The 23,352-nt window shown below is 44.8% G+C and carries 17 protein-coding genes; 11 read left to right on the forward strand and 6 right to left on the reverse strand.

Annotation, left to right across the window (positions count from 1 at the left end):
• The first annotated feature begins 48 nt into the window (after positions 1-48).
• The 5 genes from IBT47_RS24705 (at position 49) to IBT47_RS24725 (ending at position 5,250) form a co-directional block, all read left to right on the forward strand.
• Positions 49-882: an SUMF1/EgtB/PvdO family nonheme iron enzyme gene (locus IBT47_RS24705; protein ID WP_234472090.1), complete on the forward strand. Its 834-nt coding sequence runs from the start codon at positions 49-51 to the stop codon at positions 880-882.
• Positions 879-1,427 (forward strand): CpmJ protein, encoded by a 549-nt coding sequence (locus tag IBT47_RS24710; protein ID WP_200548061.1) that lies wholly within the window; start codon positions 879-881, stop codon positions 1,425-1,427. Before IBT47_RS24705 ends, IBT47_RS24710 begins: the two co-directional genes overlap by 4 nt.
• Positions 1,424-1,969: a CpmK protein gene (locus IBT47_RS24715; protein WP_234472091.1), complete on the forward strand. Its 546-nt coding sequence runs from the start codon at positions 1,424-1,426 to the stop codon at positions 1,967-1,969. Before IBT47_RS24710 ends, IBT47_RS24715 begins: the two co-directional genes overlap by 4 nt.
• 273 nt (positions 1,970-2,242) lie before the next feature.
• Complete coding sequence (locus IBT47_RS24720; protein WP_105594552.1) at positions 2,243-3,019, forward strand: alpha/beta fold hydrolase; 777 nt, start codon at positions 2,243-2,245, stop codon at positions 3,017-3,019.
• 1,190 nt (positions 3,020-4,209) lie between these two features.
• Positions 4,210-5,250: a CAP-Gly protein gene (locus IBT47_RS24725; RefSeq protein ID WP_105594551.1), complete on the forward strand. Its 1,041-nt coding sequence runs from the start codon at positions 4,210-4,212 to the stop codon at positions 5,248-5,250.
• Positions 5,251-5,426: 176 nt separating this feature from the next.
• Here IBT47_RS24725 and IBT47_RS24730 read toward each other — a convergent pair whose 3' ends face one another.
• On the reverse strand, positions 5,427-5,654 hold the full coding sequence (locus IBT47_RS24730; protein ID WP_200563711.1) for a YgdI/YgdR family lipoprotein: 228 nt from the start codon (positions 5,652-5,654) through the stop codon (positions 5,427-5,429).
• An 869-nt stretch (positions 5,655-6,523) separates the two neighbouring features.
• Here IBT47_RS24730 and IBT47_RS24735 point away from each other — a divergent pair.
• The 5 genes from IBT47_RS24735 (at position 6,524) to IBT47_RS24755 (ending at position 12,961) form a co-directional block, all read left to right on the forward strand.
• Complete coding sequence (locus IBT47_RS24735; protein WP_200563713.1) at positions 6,524-7,078, forward strand: sigma-70 family RNA polymerase sigma factor; 555 nt, start codon at positions 6,524-6,526, stop codon at positions 7,076-7,078.
• Between the two features lie 7 nt (positions 7,079-7,085).
• On the forward strand, positions 7,086-8,051 hold the full coding sequence (locus tag IBT47_RS24740; RefSeq protein WP_200563715.1) for a FecR domain-containing protein: 966 nt from the start codon (positions 7,086-7,088) through the stop codon (positions 8,049-8,051).
• 98 nt (positions 8,052-8,149) lie between these two features.
• The gene (locus tag IBT47_RS24745) at positions 8,150-10,645 is read left to right on the forward strand and encodes a TonB-dependent siderophore receptor (protein ID WP_200563718.1); all 2,496 of its coding nucleotides are present in this window, start codon (positions 8,150-8,152) and stop codon (positions 10,643-10,645) included.
• Positions 10,646-10,706: 61 nt separating this feature from the next.
• Positions 10,707-12,371, forward strand: a complete 1,665-nt coding sequence (locus IBT47_RS24750) for an ABC transporter ATP-binding protein/permease (protein ID WP_200563720.1) — start codon at positions 10,707-10,709, stop codon at positions 12,369-12,371.
• 260 nt (positions 12,372-12,631) lie between these two features.
• Complete coding sequence (locus IBT47_RS24755) at positions 12,632-12,961, forward strand: hypothetical protein (RefSeq protein ID WP_146114177.1); 330 nt, start codon at positions 12,632-12,634, stop codon at positions 12,959-12,961.
• Positions 12,962-14,975: 2,014 nt separating this feature from the next.
• Here IBT47_RS24755 and IBT47_RS24760 read toward each other — a convergent pair.
• The gene (locus IBT47_RS24760) at positions 14,976-15,869 is read right to left on the reverse strand and encodes an SDR family oxidoreductase (RefSeq protein WP_105594545.1); all 894 of its coding nucleotides are present in this window, start codon (positions 15,867-15,869) and stop codon (positions 14,976-14,978) included.
• A gap of 290 nt (positions 15,870-16,159) precedes the next feature.
• On the opposite strand from IBT47_RS24760, the gene IBT47_RS24765 reads away from it, so the two are divergent.
• Complete coding sequence (locus IBT47_RS24765; RefSeq protein WP_200563733.1) at positions 16,160-17,599, forward strand: sugar porter family MFS transporter; 1,440 nt, start codon at positions 16,160-16,162, stop codon at positions 17,597-17,599.
• Positions 17,600-17,949: 350 nt separating this feature from the next.
• Here IBT47_RS24765 and IBT47_RS24770 read toward each other — a convergent pair whose 3' ends face one another.
• The 4 genes from IBT47_RS24770 to IBT47_RS24785 all read right to left on the reverse strand — a co-directional run bounded on the left by IBT47_RS24770 (position 17,950) and on the right by IBT47_RS24785 (position 22,386).
• Positions 17,950-19,122, reverse strand: coding sequence for a diguanylate phosphodiesterase (locus IBT47_RS24770; protein ID WP_200563722.1), 1,173 nt, complete (start codon positions 19,120-19,122; stop codon positions 17,950-17,952).
• A gap of 314 nt (positions 19,123-19,436) precedes the next feature.
• Complete coding sequence (locus IBT47_RS24775) at positions 19,437-20,048, reverse strand: hypothetical protein (protein ID WP_146114176.1); 612 nt, start codon at positions 20,046-20,048, stop codon at positions 19,437-19,439.
• 84 nt (positions 20,049-20,132) lie between these two features.
• Positions 20,133-21,656 carry a sensor domain-containing diguanylate cyclase gene (locus IBT47_RS24780; protein ID WP_172606648.1) on the reverse strand — a complete coding sequence of 508 codons (1,524 nt, stop codon included), beginning with the start codon at positions 21,654-21,656 and terminating at the stop codon, positions 20,133-20,135.
• Between the two features lie 493 nt (positions 21,657-22,149).
• Positions 22,150-22,386 carry a DUF2171 domain-containing protein gene (locus IBT47_RS24785; protein WP_105594541.1) on the reverse strand — a complete coding sequence of 79 codons (237 nt, stop codon included), beginning with the start codon at positions 22,384-22,386 and terminating at the stop codon, positions 22,150-22,152.
• Between the last annotated feature and the right edge of the window lie 966 nt (positions 22,387-23,352).

A 23,352-nucleotide genomic window follows, 5' to 3' on the forward strand; every position in this document is an offset into this window, starting at 1 on the left:
TTTATCAGATTAAGAAACCAGCAGCGTGAAATCAGCCAGGAGGGCACTTTGAAAAATAAACTTCTTTATCTGTTATCTGCTTTTTCCACATTTGCCGCCGGAGCACAATCAACTGATGAAGTGTTGGTTACCGGAGGCAGGTATTATGTCGGTAACGTTTTTGGCCAACATGATTATGCAGCACATACAAATATCTCGCTGAATTCCTACAGGATAATGCGTACTGAAGTCACCTACCGGCTTTATTCAGATGTTCACGAATGGGCTCTTGAACGTGGTTATACGTTCGGCGTCGGATGCAACGGGGCAATTTTCGAGGACTGCCTGCAATCCGATACAGACGATGGTACACATCCGGTAACCAGCGTTGAATGGTCAGATGCAGTGATTTTTGCAAATGCATTGAGTGAAAAGACAGGACTGAGACCCGTCTATTTAACCAAGAAGGGCCTACCTGCACGTGACAGTTCCAGTTACGAATTCACACAGGATACCAGGGCTGATGGTTACCGCTTACCCACAACTGAGGAATGGCAGGTAGCTGCGAGGGGAGGTAAAGCCGGAATGGATAATGCCCGTTATGGTTTCAGATTCGCTGGCAGCAACAACGCAAAAGCTGTCGCCTGGTTTCCAGAGTTTGATGATCCGAATTTCGGTACTACCCGCGTTAAAACGCTGAAACCAAATGCACTTGGGCTGTATGATATGAGCGGTAACGTTTCGGAATGGGTTGATGATTTCGACACCGTTTCCGGAGTGAAAATGTATTATTTTTGCGGCGGCAGTTACCTGATACGCACGGGTAGTCTGGCTGGCTGCGACACCCACAGTGCCGGCTACGCGCTGCCGGATACGGGGTTCAGACTGGTGCGAAAATTTTGAACCTGAAAATGCCTTTTAAAATACTGGCGGCCATGCTGATAAGCATTCCGGCTTTGTCACAGGCTGACACCCGCATCCCCCTGAATAAGGGCCTGACCAGCCTTGATTTGAATAATGATGGCTCACCTGACGCTGTTTTTTCCGCCACTTATGACAACAACACTTCTCATCCCGGTGATACTTTCAACATCTTTATCAGACAGGGGAAAGACTGGTTTATCGTCCCGGTTCCTGACGACGACGGGTTTACCTGGGAAAATTTCAGGTTGTCAGCATCATCTCTTAAAATAAGCGGTACAGAACTTCATCGCTATAAAGGGCGCGTTTACCTTATCAGGGCGACCAAATATGCAGGCAGCTCGGGGAATGGGGATGTTACCGACAAATCGCGGGTAAGGTTTTCGCGATTTCAGTTGGAAAAAAATATTGAAGATCCCGGCACATCGATTTTTTACTGGCACCCCGAAGGCATTTACCTTACAAAACAGTACTTTGATGATGTAGATGAAGCTTTTCAAATTCTGGACATGGAGAAATTTCGTTGAAAATTATCGTAGGGATATTACTTTTCTTCCTCCCCTACTGCAGCCATGCAGGGGAAAAGAGTCTATATCATGATTTGATACAGCAGTCACTTAATCAGCAGCCTCTGTGTCTGGGTGAGAAGCAATGGCCGGTTAGAATAATAGCAGGTACTGATCTGTGGGTTAATGCAAAAATGGAAGCGCTTGTCGAAGCTGGCCTGATTTCATCTCATGTGAAAACAGGGAGTAAAATATGGGAGCTAACCCCTTATGGTCAGTCTTTTTTCTCTGAACATCATGATTTCTGCTACGGAACCATGCGTGTCAGATCCATAAAGGCTGTTTCGACAGGAAACGCAGGCATTACTGATGTCACCTTCACCTATTATATTCATGCACTGCCCGCCTGGGCGAAAAATCACTCAGTGCGCGTTGCCAATACCGACCTGGATAATCTGGTCATGGGGATTGATTCAGTACGCTATCATGCCCGGTTTAATACCGACTCTCAGGGAAATATAAGGCTTATCAGTGAACCTGAACAACTTGATTTATTTTACTAGAAGATGGGCTGCAGAACTTTTTTTATGGCGTCAAGTTTTACAGGCGACTTCACTAAGCAGTATAAAGAATGATACTGATGCAATGCCCTCATACCGTCTTTCTCAACAGCCTCAGCATCAGATTTTTTTCAAAGCCAGCGTCAGTTCAGCCTCATCAATTTTAATACATGAAATTGCATTCCAGATTGTTTCCAATTCCTGAAACTCAGCCATTTGCAGTATTAAACTGATACGATACAAGTATCCACAACCATCAGGACAAGGCTCAATGGCATGACAGTCTTCAACCACCTGGACGGTGTACACCTTCAAGTCAACGGCGCGCGCATCTATTACGAACAACAGGGCAATAAGGACGGCCCGGCACTGCTCTTTCTACATGGAGGTCTTGGTGATATGCAAACCTTCAATATGCTGGCGCCGCATCTTGGCAAAACCTACCGCTTGATCGGCATCGACAGTCAGGGACATGGCAAATCCACGCTCGGTATTTATCCCCTGACATACAGACGTATTCAGGAGGATGTGGAGGCTGTTATCCGGCATTTGGGAATTACCAGCACAAGCGTAATTGGCCACAGTGACGGTGGCATTGCAGCCCTGCGCTCGGCCGCGAGCGGTAAGACCTGGATCGACAAGCTTATTACGATCGGCGCGCACTGGTCGTTATCACTGGATGACCCAACCAGAGAGATGTACGCGAACATCACTGCGGCAGACTGGTGTGAAATGTTCCCTCGAGAGGTTGATCGCTACCTTGCACTGAACCCTGAGCCTGATTTTGAGAGGCTGATGGCGGCAGTGCGGCAGCTCTGGCTTGACGACAGTGAAGCTGGCTATCCGGGCGAATCCGTGCGTAACATCCGTGCCCGCCTGCTGGTCGTGCGGGGCGATGAAGACCAGCTTGTCTCTCGCACTAATGCTGTCGAACTGGCAGACCGGGTGGCAGGAGCTACGTTTCTGAATCTGCCATTCACTGACCATTCTGTTCAGGAAAGCCAGGTGCAGTGGTTACTGTCAGTGCTGGATGAGTTTCTGCAGAAGCAGTGAGGGGTCTGGAATCTTTGCTGTCTGCTGATGTACGCCACGATCTATCAGGAAGTGACACAATACAACTGAATCCTTTAGTGTCAGGTATCTGAATAAACCGGGCTGCCCAGGATGGCGGGGTTGATAAGGCATCCACGCAGCGCTACTCGCTGCCGGAGCGTATCACCGGTAACCTCACCGGTCTGGACCAGGTGATGGAGCAGTCGGGCTGGCGTCGTGAGCCTGTTTCCGGTGATGACCAGCAGATGCACCATCTGCATACCAGTTAAATTTTGAGGGTGAACCACACGGTTTGGCACGCCCTCTCCCTGACCAGTGCTAAAGCTGGTAGAGATAACATCCGGGGGAGCTTTAGCAGGTGTCCTCGCTGGAGCCTGTATATCATAGTGGGATGAGATTTTTCATTGCAGGGTTGGTTGCCACAGTCATAGTTAAACAACCCTGTTAGAACCGGTATCATATTTGGTATATGAATTAGCTATATCTTTAAATCCTTCTCTCATATTACACCCTGATAGGCTCCCGTTAAGTCTCTGTTATATAATTAGTTAGCCGGAACTGACAATGCTGATGAATGTTCGATTTTGCCAGTCTTAATGTACTGCCGTGTGTAATGATTTCCGTAATCCTTAACATTGACCACGTTGTTAAAAACACGGTCTGTACTGATATCAGGCAGGAGTGATTTCAACCACGCTCTAATGAGAACCTGAAGGTGTTTTGTTTGCCGCGTTTTTTTTCTCCTGCTGAATGCCCGGGATATGCGTAATCAACTATCATTGTCAGGAATAAGCAGTCTGCCATCTGGCAAACAAACAGAGCTATCCGCCTTGACAACAGTTCACTCAGCCGTGTCGTCGTGCAGTGTGTTGTTATATCAAATATATGTCGCAGCCAGCATTGCGGTACCACGCCATTTCATCAGCGCTCCCCGTCAGGACTTTACATTGACTACCCCTTATGAACCTGCCAGATAAAACTCAACAGGCTACCGTCATAACGAGCAAAGAATTTATGCCGGCTGGTTATGTTTGAAGGATTACTGACGCAATAATCATTAGTAAAAATAATAATTTAAATAAATGTTATGTTTACAGGAAACATTTTGAGTCCTGAGCGTTCGGAATATTCCTGAAAAGGTCCTACACTTCTGAAGCAACTGTGCATTTTTTATAATTTAAGGACATATTATGGAAATTCATAAAGATGCTGTTCTGGTCAGACGTATCTCGTGGGGAAGTGTGATTGCAGGGGTGGTTACAGCCATTGCATTGTCACTGCTTTTCACAACGCTTGGAACGAGCCTTGGTCTCTCAATGTTAGAGCCTAAATCAGAAGATATCATTAATGGTGCTGATAAGGCTGTGATAGCCTGGTCTGTTATCTCTGTTGTGATAAGCCTGGCCTGTGGCGGGTTTATTGCGGGGCGTCTTGCCGGGACGGACGGGACCGTTCACGGTTTTCTGAGCTGGGCCACTTCGCTGATAATTGCTTCTGTGCTGGGATTTGCTGCGGTAGGGGGCGTACTGAACACGGCGGGCAGTGCTGTCAGCGGTATTGCATCTGCAACCGGGAGTGCCGTGAGCGGTATAGGCAGTCTGGCTGGAAAAGCTGCTGGCGGCTCGGCAGATGTTGCCTCCGGGCTTACTGAAAGCCTGGGTCTGGATACCAGCTTTGATTCAAATAACGCAGACCAGAAAATTACGGATGCGCTCAAAAAATCAGGCATCCCGGAACTTCAGCCTGAGTACCTTCAGACACAACTTAAAGCGGCAGGTAATGACATTACCCGCGCACTGAAGGATCTCGCTGTCAGTCCTGATAGCAGTGATGCTATTCTTGACCGTCTTAGCGACAGACTGAAGTCGCGTGCAGAACGGGTCACAAAGTCTGTAGACCGGGAAGATGTTAAAAAAGCATTGTCTGCCAATACCACAATGACGGATCAGGAAGCAGACAAGGCTGTCGAAAACTTTATTCAAACCCGTGATAACGCCACAGCTCAGATCAGGGAACGTCTTAATGACGTTGAGGAGCAACTGAATGAGACCAAAGAGCGCTATGCTGAACTCAAAAAAGAAGCCATTGAAAAAGCTGACGCTGCAGCCAGTGCTGGTGCAAGAATGGCTCTGTGGTCATTTATAGCACTGCTGACTGGTGCAGTGGTAAGTGCCTTTGCCGGCCTCTGGGGGGTCAACACGCACCCTGAGTACCGACGTACCCGGGCGTAATATCACCATTCCCGGGCTGGCACGACACAGCCCGGGAATAAGTGAATATTATACAGTTAATTAATGCCTGGAATGATATACGGTGCTGACTGGTGCGGTTAGCACGTTTTATGACTTTGACAAAGTGCGAACAGGCCACGTAAACGGATTTCAGCCTGCTCGCTGGATTTTTTCTGTCAGTGAGGTATTTCCGACACTTCTTTTACATCCTGTCTGTTAATCTGCTGCTTCACTCCATTAGCATCCGTATAACCAATCAAACCTGTTGCTGATTCTTTAGGTTTGCCGTCACTTATAATAGTTCTGCCATCATTGGTGTGTATGGCATAGCTCGTACGGGTACACCCCGTAAGTGCTGACAAGGCAACAATCGCAGCGAAGGTTGTTAAAAAAAATTTCTTCATAGTTTAATCCCTTTATCAGTTATAGAATTCACCTGCATCTTCTCTTATGAATACCCTTTTACTTTCGCTCCGGTGTATGTCAATACTGCAAAGTCCGGGTCTGAGAATTTCAATGTTACCCTGCATGCTTTAAAAGCACACTTCAGCTAACATCCTGTGCATTCAAAAAACAGGATAATGGAAACAAAGGAACAATCTCACTCAGAAACAGGTTAACTTTCCAGTACATCAGCGAAATAATCGGCTTTTTAAGAATAGCTGTTTTTGAGTTTCTTGATGGGTTTTTGTATATATCGCAGTTGAGATAATGATCTCCTTTACAGACTCAAGAAGTCACGAGCGGTGCCCGACAGTCCACAACAAGGGTGTAAATTTCTACTGTCGTGGGGTCGGTCCAACTATAGGGCAGGATCGTCTACCGGGCCGGGGTAAGTCCAACCTTAGGAACCCAATCTAAAGAGGCCTGGGATACTTACATTCGAGCCCTCAAGCGAAAGGCGTATTAGTGACTCTGGGTGAACACCGGCTAGAGCAGGTTAAATGCAGCTGAAAAAGTCATTAAATACGTTTGCAGCTGTCACGTATAACTGCTGTAATTTTTTGCGCTTTTCTGCACAGCCATTCGTATCAGAAAATATCTGACAAGCTGATTTTTCGCATAAATACAATCCGTTGATATATCTGGATATCCAACCACTCCTGGTCTCAGTTCCGGAGAAACCAACAACAATTCCCCTTTCTGACACTAATCAGTATGTCTCTGGTAAGAATCTGATCCTGTAACCTCATTTGGGAGATAATTGAAATGAAAATCGTTCTCAATTAAAATGTAACACAACTCACTTGCAGTGCCAGTCTGAGAATCTGATATGTCAGTCATCAACGCCTCATCGGCATCGGAAATAAATCAACTTTATCTGCATCATCACGGGTGGTTACGAGGGATTCTGCGTAAACGGTTGGGCAATCTCAATGATGCCGCCGACCTGGCCCACGATGTTTTTATCCAGTTGTTGCTAAAACCCAGGAGTTTTGACAGCAGTGAAGGTGCGAGGGCCTATCTGAGTGTGATGGCGCATGGTATGTGCGTTGATCTGTGGCGACGAAAAGAATTGGAAGAAGCATGGCTTAAAACAATGCAACTTCACGCCCGTACCGTCGTAATTTCCACCGAGTATAACGTGCTGATTCTGGAAACATTGCTTCAGATTGACACCATGCTGCGCAGCCTACCGGAAAAAGTACGCGCCACGTTTATCATGTCGCAGATCCAGGGGAGGACTTACGCGCAAATAGCTTTGACTTTGCAGGTTTCCGAAAGAATGGTGAAGAAGTATATGGCAAAAGCAATGTTACACTGTGTTTTGCTCGAAGCTGAGCTGTCTGACGCCACATTGTATGCCTCGCCTTCAGGCTCTCGTTAACACGACAATGACAGACTCATTCTCCCATAAACCTGACTATCAGGCGCTACAGCAAGCTGCAGAATGGTATGCACAACTGCTGGAGGCCGGACCGCAAACTGAAATCCATCTGCGCTGGAGTGTGTGGCTGAACGCCAGTGAAGAGAATCGCCACGCATGGCATTATGTGCAAGCCGTCAGCCAGCGTTTCCAGCCACTGAATGGCGAAATTGCATCAGCCGCCGCAGATACCCTCTTGTCGCCTTCCAGGATTATGGGACGGCGCCGTGCGCTGAAACTGACCGCATTTTTCGCCTCCGGAACTTTGCTCTCATGGCTGACCTACCGTCATACACCGCTACTGGCTTTCACAGCTGACTACCACAGCGCTGTCGGGGAAATTAAACAGCTGACCCTTCAGGATGGCACCCGACTCTGGCTGAATACCTCCAGTGCTGTAGACGTGCGCTACGATGAGCAGCGGCGGCAAATAGTTCTTCTATCAGGCGATCTGTTAATCGAAACCGCCCGTGATTGGCGACCTTTATTTGTTTCAAGCGCTCAGGGCCAGATGCAGGCATTGGGTACCCGTTTTAGTGTGGAACAACACGATAGCTCAACTCACCTGGCGGTTTATAATGGTTCCGTAGAAGTATCTGCGACAAATGGATTCATACTGCGCCGGGTAAACGCTGGCCAGCAACTGGACTTCGATCGCTTCGGCAAAGGTGTATTGTCCCCCAGTGCAAACGTTGACGCGAGTTGGTCGGAAGGCGTATTGCAAGCGAATAACACACCGCTTGGAGAAATCATAAAGCAGCTGGCACGCTACAGATATGGTTATCTTGCATGCGATCCGGATATTGCTGACCTGCAGGTGATGGGAGCTTTCCCTCTGACTGACACTGACAAGTCGCTGGCAATGCTGGCACAAATTTTCCCTGTCCGTATCCACCGACGTTTTTCATGGTGGGTAACGGTGGAGAAGCTCTGAATAAAAATTTTTTCTGTCCCTGGTTCCCTTTTTATCTTTCTCCTTCGATTCACTAGAAAACTTCCTTGTTTTTAACTCTGGGTAGAAGGTAAATCAGTATGTTGCTTACATCATTAATTTCATCGTCCGGCGAAAGTCGCGGCCACGTCCAGCACGTGGTTGCCATCCGGTTGTTGCTTTGTTTCACACAACTCCTAATCGCGCCTGGTTTTGCTCAAACGACACTGCCGTATTCACGCGCTTACGCCATTCCGGCAGGAATTTTGAACCAGCAGCTTAGCCAGTTTGCCGCTCAGTCAGGTGTATATCTTGCTGGCGATGCAAGTCTGGCGACAGGGAGAGGCGCAGAGCTGAAGGGCAATTATGGCGTAGAAGAGGGGTTTGCTATTTTACTCGCCGGCAGCGGACTGCGGGCAGCACGACAGCCCAACGGATCTTACGTCTTAGAAAAAACACCTGTGGAAGATGAGATGCTGGTTCAGGCAAGCATCAACAAGAATGGCATAACAGAAGGCTCAGGCTCTTACACCACACGCAGTATGAGTACCGCAACTGCCCTGAACCTGTCGCCTCGCGAAACACCGCAGTCTGTCAGTGTAATGACGCGTCAGAGAATGGATGACCAGAGCATAATCTCACTGGACGAAGCCATGGGACAGACTACCGGGATTAATGTCGTCAACCAGAATGGTTTTCAGGTGAAATATGAATCTCGTGGATTCGTTATGGACAACATTAAGGAAAATGGTGTCAATGCTTCCACCCAAAACAGCGTGATGAACGCTTTTCAGTCATCAAGTGAATCGCCGGATATGGCAATTTATGATCGGGTAGAGATTTTGCGGGGCGCATCTGGCCTTACGCAGGGGAGCGGAGAACCCGGTGGCACAGTTAATCTGGTACGTAAAAAACCTACTTATCAATTTCAGGGATACAGCACCGCACGAGCAGGTAGTTGGGACAATTACCGGGGCGAAATGGACCTTTCCGGTCCTTTGAACGATGAAGCGACCCTGCGCGGTCGTGTAGTTGGCGTTTATCAGGATAAGCAAAGCTTCGTGGATTATATTCACAGCGAACGCAATGTGCTGTACGGCGTTCTGGCTTACGACCTTACACCTGATACCACTCTAACGTCAGGCATCAACTGGCAGAAAACGCGATCGGTACCTGACATTTATGGCGTACCGTTCGCCACCGATAAAAGTAGTCTGAATCTCCCTCGTTCGAGCTATCTCGGTGCCAGCTGGAACCGTATCAGTTTTGAAAAAATCAATCCGTTTATCGAAATCGAACATATCTTTGCCAATGACTGGATGTTGAAAAGCGCCCTCAACTATACACATTCACGCTCCGATGGCAGATACATCAGCGCATGGGGTAATAGTACTACCGGGGTCGATCCAGCCCTGGGCACTGGCAGACTCAACAATAATCTCCGATACGATAACAAAGGTGAACAGTGGGGCTACAACCTGAGTGTGAATGGCCCGTTCAAATGGCTTGGAAGAATGCACGAAGTAGTGTTTGGCGGTGATTATCAGAAGGAAAATTTCGACAACGAGTTTGGCAGGATCGCAAATAACGCCACAATTGATATTTATAACTGGCAACCGGACTCCGTGGCTGAGCCCGACTGGTCGAATATTAATCTCTACAATAGCCGCTACAATGACCGTTACAACGTTTATCAACGCGGGCTTTTCGCCACGACCAGACTGGAACTGGCTGATGAGTGGAAGTTAATCCTGGGTGGACGTTACAGCGCTTACAGTTATGATTACTATTATGACAACCACCGAAACAGTGCCTCTAACGAACATACCAGCCTGCAAGTAAACGATAAATTCGTTCCCTACGGCGGCCTGCTATGGGATTTTTCCACTAACTACACCTGGTATCTCAGCTACGCCGATATCTACAAGCCGCAAAGCGAGCGGGACAGCAACAACAATATTCTTCCGGCCATCACCGGCGTCAATTATGAAACAGGAGTAAAAGGCGAATTTCTGAATGGCGATCTGAACGCCTCACTGGCGTTGTTCCGCATCATTCAGTCCAACCGCGCCCTTTCCGAGCCTGACAGCTCGGTATGTATAGATGCCGACAGCGGCTGCTACAGCTCTGAGGGTAAGGTGCGCAGTCAGGGCGTCGAGCTTGAAATAGCAGGTCAGCTCACCGAAGGCTGGCAGATACAGGCAGGCTACACGCTAACTAACAGCAAATATCTGGAGGCAACTGAGAGTCAAAAAGCGGCTGGATACAGCCCACGCACTCCTAAGCACATGTTCAAACTTTACAGCAGCTACACGTTGCCCGGGGATTTGAGCAAGTGGACTATCGGTGCAGGTCTGACGGCGCAGACTGCTACAGCAACCTACATCAATCGTACTTATGGATTGTCTCAGGGTGGTTACACTCTGTTGAACGCCAACGTGAGCTACCGTTACAACGATAACCTGAGCTTCAACCTGGTGGGTAACAACCTGACTGACAAGATTTATTACCGCAATCTGGTTAACCGCCATCTTGGGGGCAACAACTTCTATGGTGATCCGCGCAACTTTTTACTGACCGCGAAATATACCTTTTAATTACCTCCTTACACCTGATGGAATGCGATCTGCTGCTGGCAGATCGCTGGTTTGATGCCTGATGCAATCACTTAAACGTTTTTATTATCTCATTTCCCCTTTCTGGGGGACCCGAAGAGCTGCTCTTAACTGGCTTTTACTACTGATGATTGTTGTCCTGACGTTATCGGTGGTGGCCATCAGCGTTTTGTATAATAACTGGAGCAAAGATTTTTATGATGCGTTGGCTGATTATTTTCAGCATGCATCTGTTGCTACCTTAGCTCAGCGCTATGCGGGCTATACAGGGCTGTTTGTTCTTACTATCGTCTGCGGAAACTGGCTGAAAAAGTTGCTAATCATACGTTGCCGCCATGAAATGACGCAGCATTTTGAAAAAATGTGGTTGACAGGCAGTGCCCACTATCGGCTCAGTATGACCAGTGAGCCCGACAATCCGGATCAGCGAATTGCTGAAGACATAAATCTGTTAATTGAACAAAGTCTGGGGTTGTTACTTTCGCTGGTAAAAAATACTGCTCGTCTGTTTTCATTCATCACTATTCTCTGGCAGCTTTCCGGCGTGCATACACTGCACGTCAGCGAGCATCTGATCATAACCATCCACGGATATCTGGTATGGATTGCGCTGGGATATGCCATTGTGAGCAGTGCACTTACTCATCTCTTCGGTCGTCGTTTGCACAGGCTTAACGTGGAACAACAACATGCTGAAGCAGACTACCGCGCTACGCTTCTGCGCGTGCGGGAACATGGCGAACAGATCGCTTTCTATCGCGGGGAAAAGGCAGAGAAAAAACGAATGCAGCAACGTTTTATGACCATTACGAAAAACTGGCGGAGCCTTATGGCTCAGGAATTCCGACTGGAGACTTTCACAACTTTTTACTTCCGGTTTAGTCTGATGATCCCGGTTTTCGCTGTACTACCATTGTACCTGTCGCGTCTGGTCTCGCTGGGTGCGATTATGCAGGCTCGGGCAGCTTTCGGCTATGTGCTGGATGCCTTTGGCTGGTTTATCGACTCTTATCGCCAGTTAGCACGATGGTCTGCCACCGTTGAACGTCTGTGGGAATTCCAGCACAGCCTGCAAGATTTACCGACTTTTCCGACAATTCCCTGTGCAGGTAAAGAGCTGAACATCTCAGGTCTGACGGTAGTCAAGCCCGGTGGCACAACTTTGTTTTCATCCTTTACAGCCAAACTAATGCCTGGTGAATGGGCCTTACTCTCAGCTCCCAGCGGTAGCGGCAAGACAACACTTTTGCGAACACTGGCCGGTCTTTGCCCTGCCGCATCGGGCAAGTGGTGTATTCCTGCAGGGGCCATGATGTGTCTGCCACAAAAAAACTATTTACCGCAGGATACGCTGAGTCGTGTGCTGAGCTATCCGCTGGCGCAAACCCCAGATAAATCGCAACTGTACCGGGTTTTAACCAGGGTTGGACTGGAATCACTCTGCCTTCGGTTGGATGATGTATGTGACTGGGACCGGGTTTTATCTGGCGGCGAGCAACAGCGTCTGGCTCTGGCCCGCGCCCTGCTATTGCGCCCTGCTCTGTTGTGTCTGGACGAGGCAACCAGCAATCTGGAAGACGCAACTGCCATTAGATTGCTCAAACTGCTACGACAAGAAATGCCAGAAACGATAGTACTGGCCATCAGCCATCAGCCTGCCGTCCACGCACAATTTGAACATCACTGGCTGTTATCATCGCAGTACTGACAGCGGGAAAAAAGATGGTGCCCACGTGGATTCAGGCCCTCTGCCAACGTCTGTTGGCAAATGCTCAGGTCTCTGCAGGCAGGCAGGCTTGGCTGCTGGCTGCTGCCTTGTTGATTTTTCGCAACCTCGGTTAGAGAAGCTGGATCCTTTGACAAATACAATTCATTTAATTATATTGAAAAATTCATTAAATTGAGCTTGCTGTTAATTTTGGCTCATAAATGAAATGCTTGAATAATAAATAACATGGAAATTTTTAGATGAAAAGAAAAATTATTTTAAAAGCGTTACTTGTCTCCACTATGTTATCTGGGTGTGGAATGGTTGATAATGCTATCAGAGGAGATGAAAACCTTAAAGAAAAAGCTGCATTTGCTTTGGGAACCACCTCAGATAAAATAACGATAAGCAACAGAAAGGCTGATATAGACTCGGTTAAATTCAATGCAACCACGAAAGGTAAAGTATATCAATGCTATTATACCACCGCAGGTATAAGTAGCGATGCATTATGTTCTCCAACGGACGGTTCCAGTTTGCCGGCTGGATCGCAATGTAATGCTTTACTTAAAGCAGCCAATAAGTGTTGATTTGTTTGTTGTTATAAATTTTAACATGAGCATACATTTCAGATGTTGGTAATGCATGCTCATATTAAAAATCCTGTTCTTTGAACTCCTATGAAAGGCCAGCTTCAGCCATAACAATATGTGTTTGTTATTTTTGCAACCCATTTAAAAAACAATCATCAATAGAAGTATCCAGGATTTATCGTAGCAATGTACTTCAGGGTGTAAAATAAATAGTTGGCCCGAGGGGAATCCGGTACAGGTAACACACCCAAATAATTCATATGTTTGTTCCTTACATGATTTAATTCTGCCATCCAGGTTTCATATCATGAAAATAAGATATGATTGCAGGGAATACAAAGACCTTTCATTGAAGTCAAATATCGTCAAGCAAAGCTCGTGGGACTGCTGCAGATGGCGCCCACAGAGAAATCACAACTGGAAGATCCTTTACAACGCCGCTGATGAGCGTAAGGGATAGTGCGCTGCAGGTATACCAGATTGCATGGTTATTCCATAATCAACTTCAGTTTTCTCACAACTGTAGCGCTTAGGCTGCATGGTTTCAAAATCGCTTCAAGTACAGGAAATTTTCAAAATCACAGTTCCTTGAGTGGAAAAGACAATTTTTGACGCGCAAAGACATTCATTATTCTGATGAACTTAAATAAGATGATTAAATCACTACCATGAACAGGTGCAACCAACCCTAAAAATATCTATCTTAATGCATACAAGCCCCCCCTGTTTTTATAAATAAAAAAACCAATAAATGCATTCAACATTTCATAGTTGATGCTCGATAAACTGATGCACAGCAGGTCTTGTAATGAACGACTTTATTTTGTTGATTTCAGCAATAATTCTTGTTTTCATTTCTTTCTACAGTCTCTTTTCATATAGAAGAGATTTAAAACTCACCAGGTTCCCCAAAAGAAGAAGATAAGAAGTTACGAGGCATGATATCCAACAGGTCTTGATTTAAATGATCACCTTAATTGATTTTCTATTTTAATTTATTTATCTGACTTTTACTGAGGCGGGCTTTGGGATGAAATTTTCACCCAAAGCCTTTCAGTGCTGATCGCTAAATTAGAATTCTGAAAAAGTCAGTTATCTTGATGTATAAATATTCCAGAAAGTAAGAATTTAATCAACAACTATGGATTGTCGGTATTTTAAGAAAAAAAGGATATTTTTTTTAATCAAATAACCCGAAATGAGTAGTAAACCTTCCATCCACATAACCCTCTAAAAGCAGTAACGAATTGGTTTCTAATATCGCTTATATCTGATGGTATTATCAGGATAAATATTCTCAACTTGTGGTATCCACGGAGATGCGGGAATTTACGATCTCTGGATCAGTTCACCATTACTGTCAGATCATTCGTCCGGCAATGAAAAATGGCTTTTTAAGTGCAGGTGTCAATATTTCAGGGGATTATTACGTCATTCCAAAAGGACCTACCAGAGATTTTACATCGTATGCAATCTGTTATGCGGTTCATGCCACTGCCACACTGTATAAAAATTCAGTCATATTCCCTCGCTTCCGGTCTCATCACGCCACTTAGAGCTCGTTTTCACAGTAATATAAGGCTCAGCTCGTTCTTACCAATAGTGCCTTTAGAATTCATTAGTAACTCGTAATGTGGGAGAGAATCCACCGGAGTACTGTAAACCCATTCTGCTGTAACCAAACTGACATCCGGTGCATAAAGCTGTTTCAGACACGATGGTCTCGGAACGAGACTCTCGTTATGTAAAATTATTTGCTCGGATTTGTCGTAAAAAATATGGCCAGGGAATCAGTCAGGCATTGGAGAAGACCCGGGTTTAAGAGCAGACCACAAGTCTGTACAGAGCAGTATCAGTCCGTTCAACAGCCTCAACAAAAGCCTTATGGGGTGACTCTGCAAGTCTGAACTCTCTTACCGGCGACGTACAACTTGTTTTTTATATCATTTGTACTGAATGCTGAGAAAACAGAGTTGCTCGTAACAACTCTGTTTTCAGGAACTGAGGAGGGTCAGACCGTACCGGTGCCACCATCGGAGCACCAAATCTGACCAGAAGTGAAGCTGTTACTGGTTTCTGCGAAAGTGACATAGAGCGGTGCAATTTCCACCGGCTGGCCTGGACGGCCCAGCGGTGCCGTTGCACCAAACTGCTCAACTTTATCCTGAGGCTGCCCTCCGCATATCTGAAGTGGAGTCCAGTATGGGCCCGGTGCTACAGCATTAACGCGGATCTGCTGCTCACCCAGTTGCTTGGCGAGAGCTTTAGTAAATGCTGCTATCGCGGCTTTTGTCTGAGCGTAGTCCAGTAAAATAGCGCTCGGTTCATAAGCCTGTACTGAGGTAGTGTTGATGATTGAAGAACCTGCAGGCAGGTATTCGAGTGCTGCTTTAGTTATCCAGAACATGGCATAGACGTTGGTCTTGAAGGTCGCGTCAAAATCTTCTGAGGAGAGCGTAAGAATTGATTCGTTAAATTGCTGACGTCCGGCATTATTTACCAGAATATCAAGGCCGTTTAGTTGGCTGACAGCTTCTTTGACCAGTTTATTGCAAAAATCTTCGGACTGAATATCGCCAGGAATAGCGACAGCTTTTCGACCTTCTGCTTCGATTAGTTTCACAACTTCTGCTGCATCCTGCTCTTCATCTGGCAGATAGTTAATAGCTACATCAGCACCTTCACGGGCATAAGCAATGGCTACCGCACGACCAATCCCCGAATCTCCACCTGTAATCAGCGCTTTTCGGCCAGTCAGGCGCCCTGTTCCTCGGTAGCTGACCTCACCATGATCCGGACGTGGCTCCATTTTGCTGGACAGGCCAGGAAATGGCTGAATTTGTTTTGTAAATGGAGGGACTGCAAATTCCTGTGTGATGAGCGTTTTATTAGTAAATGAGTTCATCTGTATCTCCTTTTTGTCAGTCATAAAAGCCTGGCAAAAATGTGACATTTGTCACGCCGTGTACAAAAAAACTTTGTGATGTTCAGGCACAGAGCCCTGCGTGAGCGATGAAAACATTCTGCATCGGTTAACTTCCTGATTTGAGACCGGGTCTGACAAATAGTTAGCTCTGCCCGAAACTGCTTAGAGGTCCTACCTGTGCCACATTTTTGTGAAGACAGTCACATTTACTAAAACCTGACTATACTCCTGACTTTCTTTACCAGGTAGTTACAGTGAGCAAGGCAATCATGGATGTTCAAAAAGAAAACCATACCCAGAACTCATCGAGTGAGAACGATTCTTTAAATTTATCTGTGCAGCAACGCCTTTTTTTCATAGTGTTAGTGGCCACCATGGGGGCGCTGGCGTTTGGTTACGATACCGGGATCATATCAGGTGCTTTGCCCTATATGACATTGCCGGTCTCTCAGGGAGGTCTCAATCTCACCCCCTTTACCGAAGGTATGGTGACTTCTGCACTAACTTTTGGCTCAGCAATCGGAGCTTTTGTCAGCGGATACGCTTCTGACCGCTTTGGCCGCCGGATTACCCTTCGTAGCCTTGCTGTGTTGTTTGTTGCCGGTGCATTAGGAACAACTATTGCTCCTGACGTCGAGATCATGGTGCTGATGCGATTCATTCTCGGTTTCGCAGTAGGTGGCGGGTCGTCAACGGTTCCTGTTTTCATCGCCGAAATCGCCGGTCCCAAGCGTCGCGCACCACTGGTTAGCCGAAATGAGCTTATGATCGTTTCCGGTCAGCTACTGGCTTACATAGTCAGTGCGACAATGAGCCTTCTGCTTGAAAACCCTGGAATGTGGCGTTACATGCTGTCGCTGGCAATGATCCCCGGTGCGTTACTTTTTATCGGTACCTTTTTTGTACCTGCCTCTCCACACTGGATGGTAGCTGAAGGGCGTTTTAACGAGGCGCGTCGTATTATGCGAAAACTTCGTGAAAATCCACGCGAAATTAAAAACGAAATGGCTCAGATGCGCCAGAATGCGCGTGATGCACGTCGGGGGCCGCCTGCGAAAGCACTTTTGAAAGAAAAATGGATACTGCGGCTGGTGATGCTTGGATGTGGTATGGGGATCGTTGCCCAGTTCACTGGCGTTAATGCCTTTATGTATTATACGCCGATCATTCTCAAAAGCACCGGGCTGGGCACCAGCGCATCAATTGCAGCAACGATAGGAAATGGTGTAGTTTCAGTGATTGCTACTTTTGCAGGTATCAGAGCGATTAACATGTTCGGCCGGCGTCCAATGCTGATGGCAGGCCTGTCTGTGGTCATTGCAATGCAACTGGCACTGGGAGCCGTTCTGGTGCTTATGCCGTCTGGTATAGAGCAAAGCCTGCTGTCACTGGGATGTATCCTTGTATTCCTCTTCTTTATGCAAATGTGCATCTCTCCCGTGTACTGGCTGCTCATGTCAGAGCTCTTTCCTATGAAGGTTCGCGGTGTATTAACCGGCTCAGCTGTAGCTTTCCAGTGGATATGCAACGCTACCGTAGCACTGGCATTCCCCCCATTGCTCTCTCAGCTAGGTAATTATACATTTTTCATCTTTGCAGGAATTAATGTGGGATCGCTGATTTTTGTCGCGGTTATGTTGCCCGAAACCCGTGGCAAGTCGCTGGAAGAAATCGAAACGCACATGCGTGCGCATTTCGGTGAAGAATAAGCAGGGACCACAGCAATGTAGTGGTAAAACTGAGTGCCCTTTTAAAAGGGCATTTTCAGTCCTGACGGGGACTCATTTTTACCAGCAGAAGAGATGACTGGTACAGTTTATTAGAAGGACTTGAGATATCATGGCAGTGAATTTAAAATTGAAGACAACTATTATGAAAAATTAGAGTCGATTACTTTAACGGGGAAAATGACAATAAAAACTTTCCCAACAAAAATATACACCCGAAATAAATATAAGTTCTGGTATAAAAGCATGCAATATCAAACATAAATTAAACAGATAGAAAACCTATGTTTCGATCATTTTTCATGCCGCATCCTTGCGAGCCGGAACGCGAACTATACATTTTCCTTTACTTCTGGCCAGGCTAAAATGCTCCCATCTTTCAGGAATAACCCTCCCTGAAAATTCGTAACACCGGCAGCTTCCAGCCACATCCACTCTTCAGCTTTTTCTATCCCTGATACAATGACTTTAATTTCCAGAGCAGAACAGCAACGAATAACAGATTGCAAAATGGCTTGTTTAGGGCCACTGCTGTGGATGTCACGTATCATCTTCTCACCAACTCTTATCCTGTCGGGCTGAACATAGGCCAGTAAGGAGAGTCCCGCGGAACCCTCGCCGAAATTATCTATGGATAAACTGATGCCTGCCTGCTTCAAAAGTTTTACTGAGAGAGAAAACTGAGCAAGATTAGAAATGACCTCTTTCTCACTGACTCCAAGCAAAACCTGTTCCGGAACAAGACCTGATTGATAAATACAGTCTACAAGCTGACTGACAGAATCCTCGAAGATCACCAGAGTCATTGGAAGAATACTTACATAAAGAGGCATTCCTGACGGACATGACATGCCGGCACTGCGAAGTGCTTTCTTTACAGATTTGAGATTATAGAGGTGCCTGGTAAAATCGTCCTGCTCTTTACTGTCTGAATTTGGCACTGCCTCAATACCTGTTACGGTACGACCCAGAGGATCTATTATAGCCCTGAAAGTTATTCCCTCTGAACCCCCTGGTTGATGAAGTGAGTGAGGCATTTCCTCAGCAACAAAATCCCAGTAATCAGCGGGCAGAACTTCAAAGTAATTTTCCCTCTCCCTGGATTCGACAAAAGTTCTCAGAAATTGTAGTCCTCTGTCATCATAGGTAAGACGATACTTAGTCGTTCCTCTGTCAAGAACTTCCTGAAGCAAAGTATCAGTATTATGCTGACGTAAATCAAAGAGCTCCATGCCATGTTTACCAAAACGGCGTGAAGGAGAAAAATCTCTCATCAATTCAACGATGTTGTGGTGCCGCTTATCGTTACATATACGCGAATATATTTCATCGACTCCAGCTTCAGGCCCCTCAAGGATCTGAAAAAAATGTGTTCCATTGAAGAGAAGGATACCCGTAACATTAAGCTGAGCATTTTGAACATTTGCACGAGCTACCATTTCTGGAAGGATGTTTAAGGGAGTATCATCATTAATGTGACTACGGTAAATAATTGTGTTCAGCAATTATATTACTCCTGACTTAGGGGACAGTGACCGCTACACTACCAGCAGTGATGATTTTTTTAAACCTGAAACTCCCTGTAATTTATGAAAGCTTAGACGTTCTTCTACCCTTTGAATGGATCAGTTTGTCAGGGCTTAGATTCGGACATATCATTGTTCCACTGATGTTGATGCTTAATCATCACTGGTTTAAAAATCTGATTTCAAACGATAATTTAATGAAAGATAGAGTAATGAGCAGAACCAGACCATTTATAATTTAAGTTCTGGTATTCAGACCTGTGGATGCTGCTTGAATGATAGAAGATAAAGATTCATTTTTTTACAGCTACCACGTCAGTTTTGTCGGTAACGCCCTCATTAACCTGCACACCTCCTGCCAGTCCCTGAGAAAGGGCTGCACGGTACCAGCCTGCTACTGTTGCCGGTGAGCCTTCAAGAGTCCACAACTCACCTGATGCATTATGAAACTGAAGGCAGGTAGAACCGTCTTTACGAATTATATAATCAGCGCGGCATGCCTTGTAATCTTCTCCTGCAACATGAATCAATCTTTCCGGTTTAAGAAGGGTACCAGTGTTGAAGGGAAGAAATATTGGCTCTTCAGGGTTTCTGTTGATAGATTCCATTCTTTTCATGCCCTGAGGGGACTGGAGGTAATCAAGGCATGCATATCCAGCATCAGTCATGGATATATTGCTGGGAGTGCCGCAGTGATAATCTGATTTGATAAAGCCAGAAGAGTTAAGCCACTGAAGACACTGGCGCACGTTAGATCTGAAAATTCTCTTGTTGTAATCACGCTCAAGTTTATTAAACAGAGGAGTAAGCGTTACGCTTGATAAACCACTTCCCTGAAGCTCTTCAAGAGTAAGCAATATTCGCAAACCCAGACTGGAAACTTTGATTGTTTTAAGATCATTCAAAAGAACCTCCCGTTAAAAAATTAAATTTATTTCTTTATCCAGATTTTATTATAGCACACGAGCTTTATTTGTAATATTGCCGGCTTAACATTCCTGACGTAAAATCTTATTCCTGCCTGACTCCTTCGCCTCGTAAAGGAGACGGTCAGCTTCAACCAGAGCCTGCATTACATCGTCTTCACTTATCTTCAGGTTAACTATGCCTGCTGAAAATGTAACGTTCTCATTATCTGAAAATTTTAGTTTATACATTTCACCCTGAAGTTTCATAGCCATTGCACACGCTGCGTTGATATCTGTTCCGGGAAGCAGAGCAACAAATTCTTCACCTCCGAAACGAGCAATGAGAGCATTTTTTTTGAAAGAATTTTTTATAAGTGATGAGAAATTCATCAGCACCCGATCACCAGTCTCATGTCCGTAACTGTCGTTTATTTTTTTAAAATGATCTAAATCCATTAAAATCAGAGAGTTTGTTTTACTTTTCGACTGGTTAACAAGCGCGCGAAAAAAGCCTCGTCTGTTCAAAATTCCTGTAAGAGGATCCGTAGCAGACTCCTCTCTGAATTTCTCAGCGCGTTGATTCATATCCATTAAACGATAATATACTGCACTGGTTAATTGATTCGCTTCATAGAACCATGTTCTGACTCTCGGTAATTTTTTCAATAAGGATTTTCCATCTGCACCTTCAGTTATTTTAGCAAGTTTCTCTAACGGTTGGGAAATTTTCACAGAAATAAAGAAAACCACAAAAATCATTGTAAATAATATAAAGAATATCAAAGGAAGCGATTTTTTTACAGAAGCGTAAAGCATATTGGTCGCTGTTTGTTTGGGTGTTGAAATCAAGACTATCCATTTTGATCTATCTACGCATGCAAATCCTATTGTAAAAGAGGATAAATCCATACTTCCAGATACACCCGAATCGCATAACGAACTGAAATTTTTTCTTATTGATAGAACATGGCTGTCATAATCATTGAATATAACACTATCAGAAGAGTCAAGTATTGTAACCTTGGTATTAGCTCCATAAAAGTGCTGGCCTATAATTCGGCTCAAAATACTATCAGTAGTTAAATAAATTGTACCACCGATAAATCCCTGATAATTACCCTGAGAAGAAAAAACTGGCTGGGAAATCATTACAACTAAATTGCCCACAACCGATACAAATGGAGAAGATATAAGAGGTATTTTATTGATAATGTTATTTTTAACATTAAGGGTGTTTATGTATCTACCTTCCATATTTCCTGCCTGGTTGGTTGTTACTTCAACCTGACTTTCTTTGTTAATATAAAAAACAGAATTGAAATAATCTGATTGACCAGAGATGTGTAAAAATTGTTTCTTTACATCATCTTTTTCAAATGTGTTTGAAATAAGGTCAGCGCTCCATTCAAGTTGCTTTTGTGCTGACGCCAGATACTGATCGGTGGTTGATGCTATCTTTTTGGCATAGGCCTCATTACTGAAAGCAATGTAATCCCTGATTTCCTCCCGCTGGTACCAGAAGATGCAAAAAATTATCAGACATGTCGTCAACAGCATGCTACCTGCTGACAAAAAAAGTATAAGCGTCCTGAGTCTGACTTTCATTATGGGCATACCTGCCTGTGATAAAGTAAATCATTAATTAATAATGGTGTTTATTATTATACCTGAGATGATAGATATGCGAAGTTTATTTTTAAAAATCGTTAATACTTACGAATTAAGGCCTGGATCATTGGTTTTGACAACTAATTTAATGAGTTCTGGAATGATAATTTCTTAGTCCCGTAAGTGATTAGTGAAGCTGAAGTTTAAGGCGTAGATGCAGACACAATTTTCAGCAGGTAAAACGGTGAACTGAAACGCACTGATTCATAAATTATGGTTACTTATTAACTCACGTAACAGATAGTCAGGTAACTACATATCGCATGAGATCCTTGATTGTGTATATGAATAAAATAACATACTCCACTAAATTTTAGTCTTCCATGCAATATATAAAACCTTAATAAATGAATCAGCGAAGATAAAAAACTAAATTTACATCACTTGAATAGAAATGGAAATGGCAAAAATCACCTCAGCATTTCAGAAATTAACCTTCTTTCCAGTCTTTTTCGACTTCAGGCTTAGTTAATTTTAAAATGACCTTGTTATCATCAACTCTGTCGACCCAGGATAGTGGAATTATGTGATGAATACCGCCAGCTTCAGGTTCATTCCTGACAAGTTTTATACTATCATCCCCTTCTAAGTGGTCCACCACGCCAACATGAATACCATTTTTGTCGGTAACCTGTGCGTGATCCATGATTTCAGCTTTGTTTACCATAATTGACTCCTTGCATAAGATCCTTAACTATAGGAGAGAAAATAAGAATACACAAACCAAACTGGCAGAAATAAACAGAATAACATCACAGTAATATTTCAAACCACAGATGATGTTTCCGAACCAACCTATTGAAAAACAGATTTCAACCATCTGATTTTAAGATAAAAAACCTGGTTTTCTTAAGATTCTTACTGCGTTGATGTTCCAAAAAACACAAATATATTTAGCTGCAGAATTATCTTAAAATACCCCTTGATTTTAATGATTGATGATTTGTTATGTAACACGACCCGGAACTACTTTGTCCCAGCTATAATATCGTAAATCTTTGCACCCAGAACCTGACTACTGTCACGCAGTGATTCATCGGATGTTTTCACTGCTATCCGGCACAAAGCAACGCGCAAATTCCTAAGGTATTCAAGGCTTAAGTCTGAGCCACTGGAATTACAAACATGTTCTGCAAGTAAAATTATGATCTCTGATATCTTCTTCTCATTTTCTGTCATTTTTTTTCCATGATTGATGATTCATGACGTATACAAAGTACAATTATGGATTGCTATACAGTTTAATGTGTGATACAGGATGATTTTTTCAACTTTAGTTCAGGTTTAATGAGTGCTCAGTCATGATGTAAAAAAACTGGTGAATCCTGTTACTATTAAAAATCATCGAATAAGAACAAAAATATTTGAGTCTGTAGCAAAGCTAAGAAACTGGCTGCTCATATTTGTTTGTTGCAGCAGCAACTGAATTACCCTGTATAATCATCAGCATTACCAGTGTCAGTCCCGACGGAGGTTATCTTGTGACGCATGCGTTACAGACTTCCCTCCCATTGCTGCGTGGACAGTTCCGGATTTCACCGTTTTACCCGTAAGGCGAACGTGCCTGAAGGCCTGCTCAGTATGTAAGTATCCCGGTAAAACGGGCCATTCACTTTTAGAGATCTTCCGACAT

The organism is Erwinia sp. S43 (genome assembly GCF_016624745.1).
GTDB lineage: Bacteria > Pseudomonadota > Gammaproteobacteria > Enterobacterales > Enterobacteriaceae > Erwinia > Erwinia coffeiphila.

Bases quoted from the DNA above. Each gene is read 5' to 3' on its own strand.
- IBT47_RS24720 (WP_105594552.1), top strand. From the start codon at position 2,243: ATGACAGTCTTCAACCACCTGGACGGTGTACACCTTCAAGTCAACGGC.
- IBT47_RS24725 (WP_105594551.1), top strand. From the start codon at position 4,210: ATGGAAATTCATAAAGATGCTGTTCTGGTCAGACGTATCTCGTGGGGA.
- IBT47_RS24730 (WP_200563711.1), bottom strand. From the start codon at position 5,654: ATGAAGAAATTTTTTTTAACAACCTTCGCTGCGATTGTTGCCTTGTCA.
- IBT47_RS24735 (WP_200563713.1), top strand. From the start codon at position 6,524: ATGTCAGTCATCAACGCCTCATCGGCATCGGAAATAAATCAACTTTAT.
- IBT47_RS24740 (WP_200563715.1), top strand. From the start codon at position 7,086: ATGACAGACTCATTCTCCCATAAACCTGACTATCAGGCGCTACAGCAA.
- IBT47_RS24745 (WP_200563718.1), top strand. From the start codon at position 8,150: ATGTTGCTTACATCATTAATTTCATCGTCCGGCGAAAGTCGCGGCCAC.
- IBT47_RS24750 (WP_200563720.1), top strand. From the start codon at position 10,707: ATGCAATCACTTAAACGTTTTTATTATCTCATTTCCCCTTTCTGGGGG.
- IBT47_RS24755 (WP_146114177.1), top strand. From the start codon at position 12,632: ATGAAAAGAAAAATTATTTTAAAAGCGTTACTTGTCTCCACTATGTTA.
- IBT47_RS24760 (WP_105594545.1), bottom strand. From the start codon at position 15,869: ATGAACTCATTTACTAATAAAACGCTCATCACACAGGAATTTGCAGTC.
- IBT47_RS24765 (WP_200563733.1), top strand. From the start codon at position 16,160: ATGGATGTTCAAAAAGAAAACCATACCCAGAACTCATCGAGTGAGAAC.
- IBT47_RS24780 (WP_172606648.1), bottom strand. From the start codon at position 21,656: ATGAAAGTCAGACTCAGGACGCTTATACTTTTTTTGTCAGCAGGTAGC.
- IBT47_RS24785 (WP_105594541.1), bottom strand. From the start codon at position 22,386: ATGGTAAACAAAGCTGAAATCATGGATCACGCACAGGTTACCGACAAA.